This is a genomic window from Mycobacterium sp. 852013-51886_SCH5428379 (genome assembly GCF_001665575.1).
In the GTDB taxonomy this organism is placed as follows: domain Bacteria; phylum Actinomycetota; class Actinomycetes; order Mycobacteriales; family Mycobacteriaceae; genus Mycobacterium.
Genome location: NZ_LZSU01000011.1, coordinates 26394 through 41824 on the forward strand (window position 1 = coordinate 26394; position 15431 = coordinate 41824).

General features: G+C 69.3%; 16 protein-coding genes. 5 read left to right on the top strand and 11 right to left on the bottom strand.

Annotated features, from left to right (window positions below; genetic code table 11):
• Positions 1-21 precede the first annotated feature (21 nt).
• The 3 genes from A5757_RS02830 to rplS all read right to left on the bottom strand — a co-directional run bounded on the left by A5757_RS02830 (position 22) and on the right by rplS (position 2064).
• Positions 22-792, bottom strand: coding sequence for a ribonuclease HII (locus A5757_RS02830; protein WP_066828490.1), 771 nt, complete (start codon positions 790-792; stop codon positions 22-24).
• Positions 793-794: 2 nt separating this feature from the next.
• Positions 795-1649: a signal peptidase I gene (gene lepB, locus A5757_RS02835; protein ID WP_066828491.1), complete on the bottom strand. Its 855-nt coding sequence runs from the start codon at positions 1647-1649 to the stop codon at positions 795-797.
• Between the two features lie 73 nt (positions 1650-1722).
• On the bottom strand, positions 1723-2064 hold the full coding sequence (gene rplS, locus A5757_RS02840; protein WP_066828492.1) for a 50S ribosomal protein L19: 342 nt from the start codon (positions 2062-2064) through the stop codon (positions 1723-1725).
• A gap of 287 nt (positions 2065-2351) precedes the next feature.
• Between rplS and A5757_RS02845 the strand changes: the two genes are divergently transcribed.
• Positions 2352-3284, top strand: a complete 933-nt coding sequence (locus tag A5757_RS02845) for a serine hydrolase (protein ID WP_066828493.1) — start codon at positions 2352-2354, stop codon at positions 3282-3284.
• Here the strand turns inward: A5757_RS02845 and trmD are convergent.
• The 4 genes from trmD to rpsP are packed head-to-tail and all read right to left on the bottom strand — an operon-like array spanning position 3281 to position 5290.
• Complete coding sequence (gene trmD, locus A5757_RS02850) at positions 3281-3964, bottom strand: tRNA (guanosine(37)-N1)-methyltransferase TrmD (RefSeq protein ID WP_066828494.1); 684 nt, start codon at positions 3962-3964, stop codon at positions 3281-3283. The two genes, A5757_RS02845 and trmD, sit on opposite strands and share 4 nt — an antisense overlap.
• Positions 3965-3976: 12 nt before the next feature.
• A complete protein-coding gene (gene rimM, locus A5757_RS02855) occupies positions 3977-4498 on the bottom strand; it encodes a ribosome maturation factor RimM (protein ID WP_066828495.1) in 522 nt (173 codons plus the stop codon).
• Between the two features lie 28 nt (positions 4499-4526).
• Entirely contained in the window at positions 4527-4769 is a 243-nt protein-coding gene (locus tag A5757_RS02860) for an RNA-binding protein (RefSeq protein ID WP_003928628.1), read from the bottom strand.
• A gap of 8 nt (positions 4770-4777) precedes the next feature.
• A complete protein-coding gene (rpsP, locus tag A5757_RS02865; RefSeq protein WP_066828496.1) occupies positions 4778-5290 on the bottom strand; it encodes a 30S ribosomal protein S16 in 513 nt (170 codons plus the stop codon).
• A gap of 213 nt (positions 5291-5503) precedes the next feature.
• Here rpsP and A5757_RS02870 point away from each other — a divergent pair, with 213 nt between their 5' ends.
• Positions 5504-6157: a class I SAM-dependent methyltransferase gene (locus A5757_RS02870; RefSeq protein ID WP_066828497.1), complete on the top strand. Its 654-nt coding sequence runs from the start codon at positions 5504-5506 to the stop codon at positions 6155-6157.
• A gap of 4 nt (positions 6158-6161) precedes the next feature.
• On the opposite strand, the gene A5757_RS02875 is transcribed toward A5757_RS02870, so the two are convergent.
• Positions 6162-6593, bottom strand: coding sequence for a nuclear transport factor 2 family protein (locus A5757_RS02875; RefSeq protein ID WP_066828498.1), 432 nt, complete (start codon positions 6591-6593; stop codon positions 6162-6164).
• Between the two features lie 36 nt (positions 6594-6629).
• Here A5757_RS02875 and A5757_RS02880 point away from each other — a divergent pair, with 36 nt between their 5' ends.
• From A5757_RS02880 to A5757_RS02890, 3 genes are all read left to right on the top strand, one after another.
• Entirely contained in the window at positions 6630-7505 is an 876-nt protein-coding gene (locus A5757_RS02880) for a D-alanyl-D-alanine carboxypeptidase family protein (RefSeq protein ID WP_066828499.1), read from the top strand.
• A 152-nt stretch (positions 7506-7657) separates the two neighbouring features.
• Positions 7658-8449: a D-alanyl-D-alanine carboxypeptidase family protein gene (locus A5757_RS02885; RefSeq protein ID WP_066828701.1), complete on the top strand. Its 792-nt coding sequence runs from the start codon at positions 7658-7660 to the stop codon at positions 8447-8449.
• A 142-nt stretch (positions 8450-8591) separates the two neighbouring features.
• Entirely contained in the window at positions 8592-10220 is a 1629-nt protein-coding gene (locus tag A5757_RS02890) for a sulfite reductase flavoprotein subunit alpha (RefSeq protein ID WP_066828500.1), read from the top strand.
• On the opposite strand, the gene A5757_RS02895 is transcribed toward A5757_RS02890, so the two are convergent.
• The 3 genes from A5757_RS02895 to A5757_RS02905 are packed head-to-tail and all read right to left on the bottom strand — an operon-like array spanning position 10217 to position 15419.
• Positions 10217-11305 carry an amidohydrolase family protein gene (locus tag A5757_RS02895; RefSeq protein WP_066828501.1) on the bottom strand — a complete coding sequence of 363 codons (1089 nt, stop codon included), beginning with the start codon at positions 11303-11305 and terminating at the stop codon, positions 10217-10219. The genes A5757_RS02890 and A5757_RS02895 overlap by 4 nt on opposite strands.
• A 1-nt stretch (position 11306) precedes the next feature.
• Positions 11307-12860, bottom strand: coding sequence for a signal recognition particle protein (gene ffh, locus A5757_RS02900; RefSeq protein WP_066828502.1), 1554 nt, complete (start codon positions 12858-12860; stop codon positions 11307-11309).
• Positions 12861-12917: 57 nt separating this feature from the next.
• Positions 12918-15419, bottom strand: a complete 2502-nt coding sequence (locus tag A5757_RS02905; RefSeq protein WP_066828503.1) for a [protein-PII] uridylyltransferase — start codon at positions 15417-15419, stop codon at positions 12918-12920.
• Positions 15420-15431 lie beyond the last annotated feature (12 nt).

Genomic DNA, 15431 nt, shown 5'->3' on the forward strand with positions numbered 1-15431 from the left:
TTCGGTTGGCTCCATCTTCCCTCACCCGACTTCGTCGCGTTGTGTCGGCTCCGCATCCCAGGGATCAGATACAGCTCCGGTACCTTCGCCGGTCACCACCACCTCGGTGCGGTTCCCGGCCCTTCGCACGTTGACGAAGGAGTACCGGTGCTCGGCGCACGGTCCCAGCTCCGCCAATGCTGCGGTGTGGGTCGGCGTGCAGTACCCCTTGTGCAGCGCGAAGCCGTATCCGGGATGCTCCTGGTCCATCGCCACCATCAGCCGGTCGCGGCTCACCTTGGCCAGGACACTCGCCGCGGCGATGCACGCGGCGGCGGCGTCACCGCCGATCACCGGAAGCGACGGCATCGGCAGACCCGGTACCCGGAACCCGTCGGACAGCACGTAACCGGGCCGCACCGGCAGACCGGCCACGGCACGCCGCATGCCCTCGATGTTCGCGACGTGCACACCGCGGCGGTCCACTTCCGTCGACGGGATGAACACCACGTGATAGGCCAGCGCATAGCGGCGAATCAGAGGGAACAGGCGTTCGCGCTCCTTCTCCCCCAGCTTCTTCGAATCGTCGAGCGCGGCGAGGCTCTCCAGGCGGTTGGGGCCGAGCACACACGCCGCGATCACCAGCGGTCCCGCGCAGGCTCCTCGCCCGACCTCGTCGACACCGGCGACCGGACCCAAACCGTTGCGGTACAGCGCGGATTCCAGGGTGCGCAGGCCGGAGGACTTGCGGATGACGGTGCGCGGCGGCCAGGATGCCGATGAGCGCTCGCGCGAAGAGCAACCGCCCGGCACCGCTAGCCTCCCGATACGGCTGCGGTCTGCGCGGCGGCCTGGATGTCGGTCTGCGGGTTCATCGAGTCGATGCCGCCCCAGCGGCCGGGGGGCCACGCGATGAACTGCGCCTTGCCGATCACATTGCTCACCGGGATGGTGCCCGCCGTCGGATCACCGGTGCACAACAGTCCGCGCTGCGCGTCGGCAGGCAGGTTCGAGCAATGGGCGCGCGAGTCCGCCGAGTGGGTCCGGTTGTCGCCCATCACCCACAGCCGCCCCTCGGGGACGGTGACCGGGCCGAACTCGTTGCCCAGGCACGGGTAGACGGCAGGATCGGCCATCATCGTGGTCGGATCGAGGTATGGCTCGTCGAGCCGCTTACCGTCGACGGTCAGACCCGTCGCCGCCCGGCACTCGACCGTCTGACCACCCGTCGCGATCACGCGCTTGACCAGATCGTTCTGATCGGGCGGCACGAAACCGACGACGGACAGCGCGTCCTGCACAGTCCGGACCGCCGGATTGTCCGAGCGGATGGACTTGTATCCGATGCTCCAGTTGGGCGGACCCTTGAACACGATGACGTCACCGGGCTGCGGTTCGCCGAAGCGGTAACTGATCTTGTCCACCATGATGCGGTCGCCGGTGCAGCCGGGGCAGCCGTGCAGGGTGGGCTCCATCGATTCCGACGGAATCAGGTACGGCCGCGCGACGAACGTCAGCATCACGTAGTAGATGACCAGCGCGAGGACGACCAGGATGGCGCCTTCTCGCAGGGCGGAGTGCTTACGGCGCGGCGGGCTCTCGTCGTTCTCGGAATCCGCACCCTCGGCGGCGCTCTCGGGTGATGAATCGGCGGAGTCGGCGTGGGTCACGGCAACAGACTAGTCAGCACGGGACCCGACTTCGCATGAGCGGGGCGGCGTGAACCGCCGGTCCGCTCGGAAGTCAGCGCTTTTCCTTGATCTTCGCCTTCTTGCCGCGGAGCTCACGCAGGTAGTAGAGCTTGGCGCGACGGACATCACCGCGGGTGACGACGTCGATGTGGTCGATGTTCGGGGAGTGCACCGGGAAGGTGCGCTCGACGCCGACGCCGTAGCTCTCCTTACGGACCGTGAAGGTCTCGCGGACCCCGCCGCCCTGGCGCCGGATGACGGCGCCCTTGAAGACCTGGATACGTTCCTTGGAACCCTCGATGACCTTGACGTGGACGTTCACGGTGTCGCCGGGGCCGAAGGCCGGGATGTCGTCGCGCAGCGACGTCTGATCGACGAAGTCCAGCGTGTTCATCTTGTGATACTTCCTTGCATTCGTGGTTGGTCACGTTCCGGTCGGGCTGCTGTTCGGGTGAACGGCGCACCGAAGCGGTCTGTTACGAGCGTTCCGGGTGCATCTCTGCGCGGACGAACAGGACGCATACGCCCCGTCCCGCGCGGACAACTGCTCAATTGTGCCAGACGGGCGGCGGTCGAGTGAAATCGCGCATCGCCGCGGCTGTCACGGGTGCGTAATGCTGGACGGCATCGGCACGGGGTACTGCCTATCCTGAGGATATCGGCTGCGAAAGAGGGTGGACGATGCGACTGCGGCCGTCGGGGCTCGTCTTCACGGCCACCGCCGCCGCTCTGGTTGCGACGGTGGTGATCGCGGGCAGCGAAGCCCGGGTGCACAGCAACCCTGCACCCTCGCTTGCACATCATCTGACCGCCGGCGCCCCGGTGGCGCCGTCCGAGGCGCGGCCGGCCGAGCCGCCGGCCACGTTCAGAGATATCGACGAGCGCCTCGCACGGGCGAATGCACAGGCCGAGGCGGCGGGCGCCGACGTCACTCTGCTGGTGCTCGACCGCAACACCGGGCAGCGGATCTCCAACGGCAACACCCGCAGCATCGTGATCGCCTCGGTCGTGAAGCTCTTCATCGCCGACGATCTGCTGCTGCAGGTGGCCCAGGGCCGCGCGAAGCTCTCACCCGAGGACTGGGAGAACTTCGACCGTATGCTGCGGTCGTCCGACGACAGCGCCGCGGAGGTCTTCTGGAACCGCGGTGGGGGGAACGACGTCGTGACCCGCGTCGCCGAGCGCTACGGGCTCAAGGACACCCGCCCGCCGGGCAACGGCGAGTGGTTCAACACTGTCAGCACCGCGGCGGACCTGGTCCGGTTCTACGACATGCTGCTCTCCGGTGAGGGCGGCCTGCCCCGCGACAAGGCGGAGCTCATCATCGAGAACCTGGCCAAGGCGACACCCACCGGCATCGACGGCACCCAGCCCGGCGGTGTGTACCCGCAGCGGTTCGGCATCCCCGACGGTCTGAACGCCGAACCGGTCGCCGTCAAGCAGGGCTGGATGTGCTGTATCGGCGCCGACTGGATGCACCTGTCCACCGGCGTCGTCGGTGCCGACCGCCGCTACATCATGGTCGTCGGATCCGATCAGCCCGCCGACGCAGCCGAAGCCCGGGCGACGATCACGCAGGTGGTCAAGACGGTGTTTCCGGGCGGTCGGATCTAGCTGTCGGACAACAGGTCCGGCCGGCGTTCGCGAGTTCGCTCCAGGGCGGCGGCGTGTCGCCACTGCTCGATCTTCGCGTGATCCCCCGACATCAGGACCGCGGGCACCTCCAGCCCGCGCCAGCTCGGCGGCCTTGTGTAGCTGGGTCCTTCGAGCAGACCGGCCGAGTGCGAGTCGTCGGCGTGCGAGGCCGGGTTGCCCAGCACGTCGGGCAGCAGCCGCACCACGGCCTCCACCATGACCAGCGTCGCGGACTCGCCACCGGTCAGGACGTAGTCGCCGATCGACACCTCCTCGACCCGCATGCGACGGGCGGCGTCGTCGGCGACGCGCTGATCGATGCCCTCGTAGCGACCGCAGGCGAACACCAGGTGTTTCTCGGCGGTCCAGCGCTGCGCGGTCGCCTGATCGAACAGCCGGCCTGCGGGTGTCGGCACGACGAGCAGGGTGTCGTCGGTGCAGATGTCGTCGAGAGCGGCGCCCCATACGGGCGCCTTCATCACCATCCCCGGGCCGCCGCCGTACGGCGAGTCGTCCACCGACCGGTGCACGTCATGCGTCCACTGCCGGAGGTCGTGGACGCCCAGTTCGATGCGTCCGGATTCGATCGCCCGGCCCGGCAACGACTCCCGCAGCGGATCGAGATACCGGGGAAAGATCGTCACGACGTCAATGCGCACGGCGCGCCCCCGTCATTCGAGGTTCAGCAGACCGTCGGGAGGGTCGATCTCGACCAGCCCGTCGGCCAGCGACACCCGCGGCACGATGGCGTTGACGAACGGCACCAGCACCTCCGCGCCGTCCGGTGTCTTGACCGACAGCAGTTCACCGGCCGCGGTGTGCAGCACCTCGGCCACCACGCCGACCTCGTCGCCGCCGACGGTCCGGACAGCCAACCCCTCGAGTTGATGGTCGTAGAACTCGTCGGGGTCCTCGATCGGCGGCAGTTCGGCGGTGTCGACGACGAACAGCGTCCCGCGCAGGGCGTCGGCCGCGGTCCGGTCGGCGACGCCGTCGACCCGCACCAACAGCCTGCCGCCATGCGGTCGCACGGATTCGACGACGTAGCGCTGTTCAGTGCCGGCCTTGGGCTGTCGGCCGCGTAGTTCGGCGCCCGGGGTGAAGCGACCCTCGGGATCGTCGGTGCGGACGTCGATCACGAGTTCGCCGGTGACGCCGTGGGCCTTGACGACCCGTCCGACCACCAGGTCCACAGGTTTCCTCCCGGGTCCGCCGGTGCGGCTACTGGTCGGTGTCCACCACGTCGACGCGGATACCCCGGCCGCCGATACCGGCGACGAGGGTGCGCAGCGCGGTCGCGGTGCGGCCGCCGCGTCCGATGACCTTGCCCAGGTCATCGGGGTGGACGTGCACCTCGACGGTGCGGCCGCGGCGGTTGGTCACCATGTCGACCCGGACATCGTCGGGGTTGTCGACGATTCCGCGGACGAGATGTTCGACGGCGTCGACGACGACTGAGCTCACGGTGTCGCTCAGCTCTCGGTGGCGCCGGCGACCGTGGCGTCCTCGCCTTCAGCGGCGGGCTCGGACTTGTCGGCGGATCCGGACGGATCGGCCGTCGCCTCGATGTCGGAGGCGGCCTTCTCGTCCTTCTTGGGCGCCTTCTTCTTCTTGAGCTGAGTGGCCTCGGTGCCCGGGCCGCCCTCGGCCTCGGCCAGCGCGGCGTTGAACAGATCCAGCTTGCTGGGCTTGGGCTCCTTGACCTTCAGGGTGCCCTCTGCGCCCGGCAGGCCCTTGTACTTCTGCCAGTCACCGGTGATCTTCAGCAGCGCCAGGACGGGCTCCGTCGGCTGGGCGCCGACACCGAGCCAGTACTGCGCGCGCTCGGAGTCGATCTCGATGAGGCTGGGCTCTTCCTTCGGGTGGTACCGGCCGATGACCTCGATGGAACGACCATCGCGGCGGCTGCGCGCGTCGGCGACGGCGATGCGGTACTGGGGGTTGCGGATCTTGCCCATGCGGGTCAGCTTGATCTTGACAGCCATGGTGAAGCGATATCTCCTGATGGTTTGCCACGCTGCAATTCGGCGATGCGGGCGGAATTGCCCGGATCCGGTTTTGCCTCACGTGTGTGACCGCCCTGCAGCCGTGGTCGCAGGCGGACAGCCGACCATTCTGCCAGAGCGGCCGCGTCCAGCGGAAATCGCCGCAATTCGGGCCGATGTCTGCCGCGGACCGGTTCTGGGCACACTGACCGAATGGTCTCACTTCGCGACAACCTCATCACCCCGCTCGCTCGGACGGTCGCCGGACAACTCGGCCGCCCCCACGGTCCGCTCGGCGGCGTCGTCGCTGGGGCGCTCGACCGCGGTAACGGCCAGGCGATCGCAACGGCGGTGTCCGCAGCGCAACCCCCGGCGGGCGGCGTCGCCGCCGACATCGGGTTCGGGGGCGGTGCGGGTCTGCGCCTGCTCGTCGACGCGGTGGGCACGGGCGGCACCGTCCACGGCCTGGAGATCAGCGACGACATGCTGCGCCGCGCCCGACGCCGGTTCCGCCGGGACATCGACAGCAATCGTCTGCACCTGTCCCGCGGGTCGCTGACGGCGCTGCCGTTCGACGATGCCGCCCTGGACGCGGCCATCACGGTCAACACCATCTACTTCGTCGACGATCTGGACGCGGTCTGCGCCGAGTTCGCGCGCACCCTGCGGCCCGGCGGCCGGGTGGCCATCGGGATCGGGGATCCCGACACCATGCGTCAGCTACCCGTGGCGCCGCACGGCTTCCGGATCCGGCCGATCGACGAGATCGTGGCCGCGCTCCAGCGGACCGGCCTGACCACCGACGTGCTGAGCCGGGCCGAAGGCCGGTTGCCGCGCCACACCATCACCGCGCAGCGCGACGGCTGACAGGTCACAGCAGCTTGTCGAAGCACTTCTCCTCGACCCGGCGGGTCATGCGCCAGCCGTCGGGGGTGCGGGCGAACTCGTCGACGTACCAGAGCCCGACGAAGTAGACCGGGGCGCCGGCGGGGCCGGGCTCACCGCCCATCACCATCGGGTTGAAACAGATGGTGCGCGCCGAGGCCGTGTCGCCGGTGACCCGGATGTCGGCGTTGCCGAGCATGTGTGAGTAGGCCGGGAAGTTGGGCAAGATATCGGCCAGCCACGTCTTCACCTCAGGGAACGGTCCATCGACGCCGCCGGTCGCGCGGTAGTCGATGTAGGCGTCCGGGGTGAACACGCGATCGAGATCGTCGAACCGCCGTTGGTCGATCGCCGACGAGTAGTCGATCATGAGCTGCTGGATCTCCAACCGATCTGAGATCTCCGCCAGACTGAGCATGCGTCGATTCAACACCGCGGGTTAGGCTCGGCGCCCATGGGGAGGCTCGTCACTCTGTTCGCCGTGCTGTCCGCCGCGTTGAGCATCGCCGTCGCACCAGCCGCGTCGGCCGACCTGGACATCCAGCCGGTCGGCTCGGTCCCGATCCCCGCAGGCCCGGCCGAGGCCTGGATCGTCGCCGACATGGACACGGGCCAGATCCTCGCCGGCCGCAACGACAATGTCCGGTACGCGCCTGCCAGCACGATCAAGACCCTGCTCGCCCAGGTGGTGCTCGACGAGGTCCCGCTGGACTCGACCATCGTCGCCGAAGAGGTCGACACCCACGTCGAGTGCAACTGCGCGGGCGTGACGCCAGGCCGCACCTACACTGCGCGCCAGCTGCTCGAGGGTCTGCTCCTGGCCTCCGGCAACGATGCCGCCAACACCCTGGCCCGCATGCTCGGCGGCGTCGGTCCCGCGGTGGCGAAGATGAACGCCAAGGCCGCCTTACTGGGCGCCCACGGCACCAACGTCGTGACGCCGTCGGGTCTGGACGGGCCCGGTATGCCGTTCTGGTCGACACCGCACGATCTCGCGGTGATCTTCCGCGCAGCGATGGCCGACCCCGTGTTCGCCCAGATCACCGCCATGCCCACGGCGGTGTTCCCCGCGCGGACCGGCGACGTGGTGCTGGTCAACCAGAACGAGTTGCTGCACCGCTTCCCCGGCGCGCTCGGCGGGAAGACCGGGTACACCGACATCGCCCAGAAGACGTTCGTTGGTGCGGCGCAGCGCGACGGCAGGCGGCTGGTGGTCGCGCTGATGCACGGACTCGTCAAAGAGGGCGGCCCCACCTACTGGGATCAGGCCGCCGGCCTGCTCGACTGGGGCTTCGCACTGGACCGCGACGCCGACGTCGGCGTCCTGTAGCAGGATTCGAAAACCACGACACGCACAACGGGACCGAGACGACATCTTTTCGAGACCGTTCCGAGGCGTAACCGCCCTTAGGCTCTCCCCTCGTGGCCTGGTTGCGTACACGTCGGCGGTCGCGGACAGCGGTTGTCGGATGCGTTGCCGCGCTGGTGATTTCGTCGGTGTCCGCGGTGGTCGCGGCGCCGGCGTCCGCGCAGCCACAGCCGGCGGGCGCCGTCACGCTCCCCGACGGACCCGCGCAGACGTGGCTGGTCGCAGACCTCGACACGGGCCGGATCCTGGCCAGCCGCAAACTCGACGAGCCGCACGCACCGGCCAGCACCATCAAGATCCTGCTCGCCATGGTGGTGCTCGACCACCTCTCCCCCGACAACTTCGCGCGGGCCAACGCCTCGCACACCCAGGTCGAATGCTCCTGTGTCGGACTGAAACCCGGTCAGCCCTACCGGGTACGTGAACTGCTCTCCGCGCTGCTGATGGTGTCGGGTAACGACGCGGCGAACATGCTCGGCGACATGCTCGGCGGACAGCGCATCGCCGTCGCCGCGATGAACCGCAAGGCGGCCGCCGTCGGCGCCAGGAGCACGAGGGCTTCGTCGCCGTCGGGTCTGGACGGACCGGGCTGGGAGTCGGTCACCACTGCCCGCGACCTCGGGGCGATGATGCGGGCGGCCCTGCAGTATCCGCTGATCGCGCAGATCATGCGGTCGCCCTCGGCGCCGTTCCCGGGTAAGACGCTGTCCAATCAGAACGAGCTGCTCAAGCGCTATCCCGGCGATCTGGCCGGTAAGACCGGCTTCACCAACCTCGCCCGCAAGACCTACGTGGGCGCCGCCCAGCGGGGCTCGCGCCGACTGGTGGTGGCGCAGATGTACGGCACCGGCGACCTCTACAGCCAGGCGATCAGCCTGTTCGACTACGGCTTCAGCCAGCCCTGACGTCCTCTCGCGAGCAGACAGCCTCGTGCTGACATGCCGGTCTGCGACCCGTGTCCGCGTCTGCTCGCGGTGGAGAAGGGAGCGCCCCATCGCGTTCAGCCGCAAAGTAAGGTCACCCTAACTTCGCGGAAGGGAGCGGTCGATGACGGATGGGTCCGAGTTCTCGCTGATCGTGGCCTTCGGCACCGATATGGGCAACGCCGAGGATGCGGCGATGACCTTCGCCGAAGCGTGCCAGGCCGCCGGCATCGACGTCGAGGCCGTCGAGCTCAACCAGGTGGACGTGGCCGACCTGCGGTCGGCGTCGCACTTCGTGGTCGCCTGCTCGACGTTCGGCGACGGGGAATTCCCCGACAACGCCACGCTGTTCTGGGAGGCCTTGAGCGCCGAGAACGCGAGGCTCGAGCAGCTGAGTTTCGCGGTGCTGGCCCTGGGCGACACGGCCTACGACCTGTTCTGCAACGCCGGCAAGCTGCTCGACGAGCGACTCGAGGCGCTCGGCGCGACCCGCCTCGTGGAACGTGTCGACGTCGACGGCTTCTACGAACAACCCGCCGCGGCGTGGACCACCGACGTGGTCAAGATGTTGCAGGCCGCCCAATCCACACCGGTCGAGGACACGGCCACCACCACGGAAGCGGACACGGTGGCCGCGCCGGTGCGGGACGAGCCGCCTTCGCGGGAACGGCACCGTCCCTTCGCAACCCGGCTCACGGTCAACCGGCTGCTCACCGCGGTCGATTCGGACAAGGAGGTCCGCCACTACGAGGTGGATCTGACCGGCTCCGGAATCACGTACTGCGCAGGGGATTCGCTGGCCGTGCATGCCATCAACGACCCGGCCCTCGTCGAGCTGATCCTCGCGCAGCTCGGCGCGGATCCCGAGCGGGCGGTCGCCGACCACGACGCCCCGCTCGGCGTCCTGCTGTCCGATCATTTCGAGATCCGTACCCCGTCACGAGCGCTGCAGGCGCTGGTCGCCACCCGCACCTGCGACACCGACGCAGCGGCAGCACTGCGGACCGAAGCCACCGCGGCGCCGGGTTCCTGGTCCTACGGCAAGGATGTGCTGGACCTGCTTCGGCTGGCCGAACTGGACGTCGACGAGGTCCTCGACACGTTGCGGCCCTTGCAGTTCCGCGATTACTCGATCGCGTCGAGTCCGCTGGTGCATCCCGACAGCGTTCACCTCACCGTGGCGACGGTGCGTTATGCCGCAGGCGGACGCACCCACGGCGGAGTCGCGTCGACGTTCCTCGCCGAGCGCGGCGACACGCTGTCGGTGCATCTGCGTCCCAACCACGCCTTCCGCCTGCCTGCGGCCGACGTTCCCATCATCATGATCGGTCCGGGCACCGGGATCGCGCCGTTCCGCGCCTTCCTTCAGGAGCGGCAGGCCACCGAGGCGCCAGGGCGGTCGTGGTTGTTCTTCGGTGACCGTCGCCGCACCACTGACTTCCTCTACGGCGACGAGCTCGAGGCGTTCGTGTCGTCGGGCACGTTGACCCGCCTGGATCTGGCGTTCTCCCGTGACAGCGCCGCGAAACTTTATGTGCAGCAACGGATGCGGGAGAACGCCGCAGAACTGTTCCGGTGGCTGCAGGACGGTGCGCATCTGTACGTGTGCGGCGACGCCGAGCGGATGGCGCGAGATGTCGACACCGCACTGCGCGAGATCGTCGCCACCTGCGGCGGATTCGACGCCGACGACGCGCACGCCTACGTCAACGATCTGATCAAGACCCACCGTTACGTGCGCGACGTCTACTAGCGGAATGCGCGACCCCGCAGGATCACCAGCGCGGGTTCGTTGAGGACCGCAGCGCCGCGCCGCGGATCGTCGCGGTAGCACACCAGATCGGCGGGCGCTCCGTCGACCAGACCGGGCCGGCCCAACCAGTCGCGGGCACCCCAGCACGCCGCACCGAGCGCCTCCGTCGGGCTCATCCCGATGCCGCGCAGTGCGTCGACCTCGTCGCCGATGCGCCCGTGCGCGATGGTGCTGCCCGCGTCGGTGCCCGCATAGATCGGCACGCCGGCCTCGCGCGCGGCGCCGACCCGCTGATAGCAGCGTTGGTACAGGTCGCGCATGTGCGCGGCGTAGGTCGGGTACTTGTTCGCCGAATCGGCGATCCCCGGGAAGTTCTCGATGTTGATCAGCGTCGGCACCAGGGCGGTGCCGTGTTCCACCATCAGCGCGATGGTGTCGTCGGTGAGCCCGGTGCCGTGTTCGATGCAGTCGATGCCGGCGCCGATAAGACCCGGCAGCGCATCCTCCCCGAAGACATGCGCGGTGACCCGGGCGCCGTTGGCGTGCGCCGCGTCGATCGCCTCCCGCAGGATGGCGTCGTCCCACAGCGGCGCGAGATCGCCGATCGACCGGTCGATCCAGTCGCCGACGAGCTTCACCCACCCGTCACCGCGCCGTGCCTGCTGTGCCACGATCGCGGGCAGCTCGGACTCGTCCTCGACGTCCACCGCGTATCCGGCGATGTAGCGCTTCGGCTTGGCGACGTGGCGGCCCGCGCGGATTATGCGGGGCAGGTCTTCGCGGTCGTCGAGGCTACGGGTGTCGGTCGGCGAACCGCAGTCCCGCAGCAGCAGCGCGCCGACGCCGCGTTCCGTCTCCGCCTGGGCAGCGGCCTCATCCAGACCGACGGCGCCGCCCGGAACGGGACCCAGGCCGACATGACAGTGCGCGTCGACCAGCCCGGGAATCACCCAGCCGCCGTCCCATACGGTTTCGGCGCCGGGCACCGGTTCGGAGCGCAGCAGACCGTCGACGATCCACCATTCGACCGGCTCCTCGCCCGGCAGCCCCCGGCCCCTGACGTGAAGTGGCGCACCCGCCGTCATATCAGTTCTTGGGGAACTTCAATTTGCTCAGGTCGATTCCGGCCAAGCCCGGTGGGAGCTCGTCGAGACCCTTCGGCATGTTCGACAGGTCGGGGAACCCTGCGGGCATTCCGGCGCCGAGGGGATTGCGACTCTTCGGCGGCGTCGGCCCCTTGCGCCCCTTCTTGCCCGACTGCTTGTTCTTACCCTTGGCGGCTTTGCGAGTGTTCTTGCGGCCGAACGGCATTCCCATCTGTCCGGCCATCTGGGACATCATCTTGCGGGCGTCGAAGAACCGGTCGACGAGCTGATTGACCTCGGCGACCGTGACGCCGGAACCGTTGGCGATGCGCAGCCGCCGGGAGGCGTTGATGATCTTCGGATCGGCCCGCTCGGCGGGCGTCATACCGCGGATGATCGCCTGCACCCGGTCGAGGTGGGTGTCGTCGACGGCGGCCAGCGCGTCCTTCATCTGACCGGCGCCGGGCAGCATGCCGAGCAGGTTGCCGATCGGCCCCATCTTGCGGATGGCCAGCATCTGCTCGAGGAAGTCCTCCAGCGTCAGCTCGCCGCTGCCGATCTTGGCGGCGGTGGCCTCGGCCTGTTCGGCGTCGAAGACCTGTTCGGCCTGTTCGATGAGGCTGAGCACGTCGCCCATGCCGAGGATGCGGCTGGCCATCCGGTCGGGGTGGAAGACGTCGAAGTCCTCGAGCTTCTCGCCGCTGGACGCGAACAGGATCGGCACGCCGGTGACCTCGCGCACCGACAGTGCGGCGCCACCGCGGGCGTCGCCGTCGAGCTTGGTCAGCACGACACCGGTGAATCCGACACCTTCGCGGAACGCGTCGGCGGTGGTGACGGCGTCCTGGCCGATCATCGCGTCGAGGACGAACAGCACCTCGTCGGGCTGCACGGCGTCGCGGATCGCGGCGGCCTGGGCCATCAGCTCCTCGTCGATACCGAGCCGGCCCGCGGTGTCGACGATGACCACGTCGAAGTGTTTGGCCCTGGCCTCGGCGAGACCGCCGGCGGCGACCGCGACCGGATCGGCGGTGCCCTTGACCTCGGCCGCACCCGGCGCCGTGCCGGGGTGCGGGGCGAACACCGACACGCCGGCCCGCTCGCCGACGATCTGTAGCTGGTTGACCGCACCGGGGCGCTGCAGGTCGCAGGCCACGAGCAGCGGCGTATGCCCCTGACCGCGCAGCCACTTGGCGAGCTTGCCCGCCAGCGTCGTCTTACCGGAACCCTGCAGGCCGGCGAGCATGATCACCGTGGGCGGCGTCTTGGCCCAGGCCAGTTGGCGGGTCTGACCGCCGAGGATGCCGATGAGCTCCTCGTTGACGATCTTGACGACCTGCTGGGCCGGGTTGAGCGCGGCCGACACCTCGGCGCCCTTCGCCCGTTCCTTGATCCGGGTGACGAATGCGCGCACCACGGGCAGGGATACGTCGGCTTCGAGCAGCGCGAGCCGGATCTCCCTGGCGGTGGCGTCGATGTCGGCGTCGGTCAGTCGGCCTTTGTTGCGGAGCCCCTGCAGGGCCCCGGTCAACCGGTCGGACAGTGATTCGAACACGGGGTAAAGCCTATCTTCCCCGGCGCGCAGCGACCGTTTGCCCGTGCGCGCGCGTGCTCAGCCGGCCTGCTCCGCGGGTTTGGGCGGAGGCGGCGGCGCCGGCAGCACCGCGAACAGGTCGGCCTCCAGCTCGGCACGAATCGTCGCGTGATCGCTCTCGCGCCCCGCGGCCAGCGCGGGCACGACGATGCCGAACACGTCGACGACCGACGATCCGAGGGTGGTGACCTTCGCCCAGGCGATGTCCACACCGTCGCGTTCGAACACCGCCGTGAGCCGGGCGAGCAGGCCGGTGCGGTCGGTGGTGCGGATCTGCACCACGAGCTCCCCCGGCCCGGGACCCGCCGACCAGAGCACCCGCGGCGGCGCGGGGACGTGGTTGCCGGGGACCGCCGCCTGCGGCTCCCCCGCCCGGCCGGTGCCGTACTGGGCGGAGTCCTCTTCGCGCCGTTGCAGCGCCGCGATGACGTCGAGTTCCCCGTCGAGCGCGAGGATGAACTGCTGGCGCAGCAGCTCGGCGGCCGGCGGCGACCCGAAATGCGGGGAGACCACGAAGGTGTTGATCGCGGCGCCCCGGTGGCTGTTCACCGACGCCGAGTGCACCCGCAGCGAGTTCAGCGCCAGCACACCGGCGGCCTTGGACAGCAGTCCACGCCGATCCGGGGCGATGATCACCACCTGGTAGATGTGCGAGCTGTCACCGCCGGTGAGTTCGACGTGCACGTCCACCGTGCCGGCGAGCTCGAGGTGGCGCGGATCGATCGGATCCGGCTGCGGCAGCGGCTCTCCGGACATGACCAGCCGGCAGCGCCGAACCAGATCGCCGATCAGCGACGCCTTCCAGTCCCCCCACACGCCGGGTCCGGTGGCCAGCGAATCGGCCTCGGCCAGCACGTGCAGCAGTTCGAGCAGCACCAGATCCCCGTCGAGCTTCTTCACGACGGCGTCGATGGTGTCGGGGTCTTGCAGATCGCGTCGTGTGGCGGTCTCGGGCAGCAGCAGGTGGTAGCGCACCACCTTCGACAGCACGTCGATGTCGGACGGCCACAATCCCAGCCGGGTGCCGATCTGGTTGGCCAACTCGGCACCGATGACACTGTGGTCACCGCCGCGGCCCTTGCCGATGTCGTGGCACAGTGCCCCCAGCATCAGCAGATCGGGACGCGATACACGGGTGGTGAATGCGCTTGCCCGAGAGACGGTTTCCACGAGGTGACGGTCCACCGTCCAGATGTGCACGACGTCGCGGGGCGGCAGGTCGCGCACCGCGCCCCATTCGGGGAACAGCCGCCCCCACAGTCCGGTGCGGTCGAGCGCCTCGATGGTCCCGACGGCGGCCGGTCCGGCGGCGAGCAGCACCAGCAGATCTTTGAGCGCCTGGCGGGGCCAGGGGGTGCGCAGCTCGGGCGCGGTCTCGGCCAGTCGGCTCAGCGTGGACACCGCCATCGGCAGACCGGTGGTCGCCGAGGCTGCGGCGACGCGCAGGATCAGGCCGGGATCGCGTTCGGGCCGGGCGTCGCGGGCCAGGATCACCTCACCGGCGAATTCGATGACGCCTTCGTCCAGCGGCCGGCGCACGGGGCGGCGCAGCGCGGCGAACCCGCGCCGGGGCAGCGCGTTGGCCGCGGTGCGCAGTCCCGCGTCGACGTAGTAGCTGATGGTCCGTGCCGCATCGGAGAGCATGCGGGCCAGATCGAAGCGGTCCCCGATCCGCAGGGCGGCGCCGATCTCGTCGGCGTACTGCGCGAGCAACAGATCGCGCCCGCGCCCGGAGACCCGGTGCAGTTCGGTGCGGACGTTGAGCAGCGACAGGTGCGCACCGCCCAGCGTGCCCATCGGTGAGGCCAGCGCCCGGCTCGGATACCCGTCGGCCAGCTGGGCGATGGCCAGCGCGTTGAGCAGCTGCACGTCGCGCAGACCGCCGCGGCCGGATTTGAGGTCCGGTTCGGCCCGATGGGCGATCTGTCCGCTGCGATGCCAACGGGACTCGGTGTGCTCGACCAGATCGCTGAAGCGTCCGGCGATGCCGGTGCGCCACTGCCTGCGGGCCCCGCCGACGAGCAGCGAGGACAGATCGGCGTCACCGGCGATGTGGCGGACTTCGAGCATGGCCAGCCCCGCGGAGACGTCCTCGCCGGCGACCTTGAGCGCCTCCGGGACCGTCCTGACGCTGTGGTCGAGACGAATGTTGGCGTCCCACAACGGATACCAAAGCAGCTCCGCGACCTGGGAGACGATGTCGGGGGGCATGTTGTCGTGCAGCAGCATCAGGTCGAGGTCGGAGTACGGCAGCATCTCGCCGCGCCCGAGGCCACCCGTCGCGACGATGGCGAAGCCGCTGGTCGCGGTGATGCCGATCTCGGTCGCCTTTGCGCTGAGCCAGAATTCGTGCAGATCGAGCAGGGCGTCGCGCAGCACGGGCGCTTCGAGTTGCCGTCCTCCGTTGGTCAGCAGTTGCTGTGCGGCCTTGGAGAGGTCGTTGGCGGGTCGTAACGAACCCGCCGCCGGTGGCGTCCAGCGGGACGCACCGGCGGCGGGGTCTGAATGCTGTTCTGTCATCTACGAAGTCCT

Bases quoted from the DNA above. Each gene is read 5' to 3' on its own strand.
- A5757_RS02905 (WP_066828503.1), bottom strand. From the start codon at position 15,419: ATGACAGAACAGCATTCAGACCCCGCCGCCGGTGCGTCCCGCTGGACG.
- A5757_RS02870 (WP_066828497.1), top strand. From the start codon at position 5,504: ATGGTCTCACTTCGCGACAACCTCATCACCCCGCTCGCTCGGACGGTC.
- rpsP (WP_066828496.1), bottom strand. From the start codon at position 5,290: ATGGCTGTCAAGATCAAGCTGACCCGCATGGGCAAGATCCGCAACCCC.
- A5757_RS02890 (WP_066828500.1), top strand. From the start codon at position 8,592: ATGACGGATGGGTCCGAGTTCTCGCTGATCGTGGCCTTCGGCACCGAT.
- A5757_RS02875 (WP_066828498.1), bottom strand. From the start codon at position 6,593: ATGCTCAGTCTGGCGGAGATCTCAGATCGGTTGGAGATCCAGCAGCTC.
- A5757_RS02880 (WP_066828499.1), top strand. From the start codon at position 6,630: ATGGGGAGGCTCGTCACTCTGTTCGCCGTGCTGTCCGCCGCGTTGAGC.
- A5757_RS02845 (WP_066828493.1), top strand. From the start codon at position 2,352: ATGCGACTGCGGCCGTCGGGGCTCGTCTTCACGGCCACCGCCGCCGCT.
- rplS (WP_066828492.1), bottom strand. From the start codon at position 2,064: ATGAACACGCTGGACTTCGTCGATCAGACGTCGCTGCGCGACGACATC.
- A5757_RS02895 (WP_066828501.1), bottom strand. From the start codon at position 11,305: ATGACGGCGGGTGCGCCACTTCACGTCAGGGGCCGGGGGCTGCCGGGC.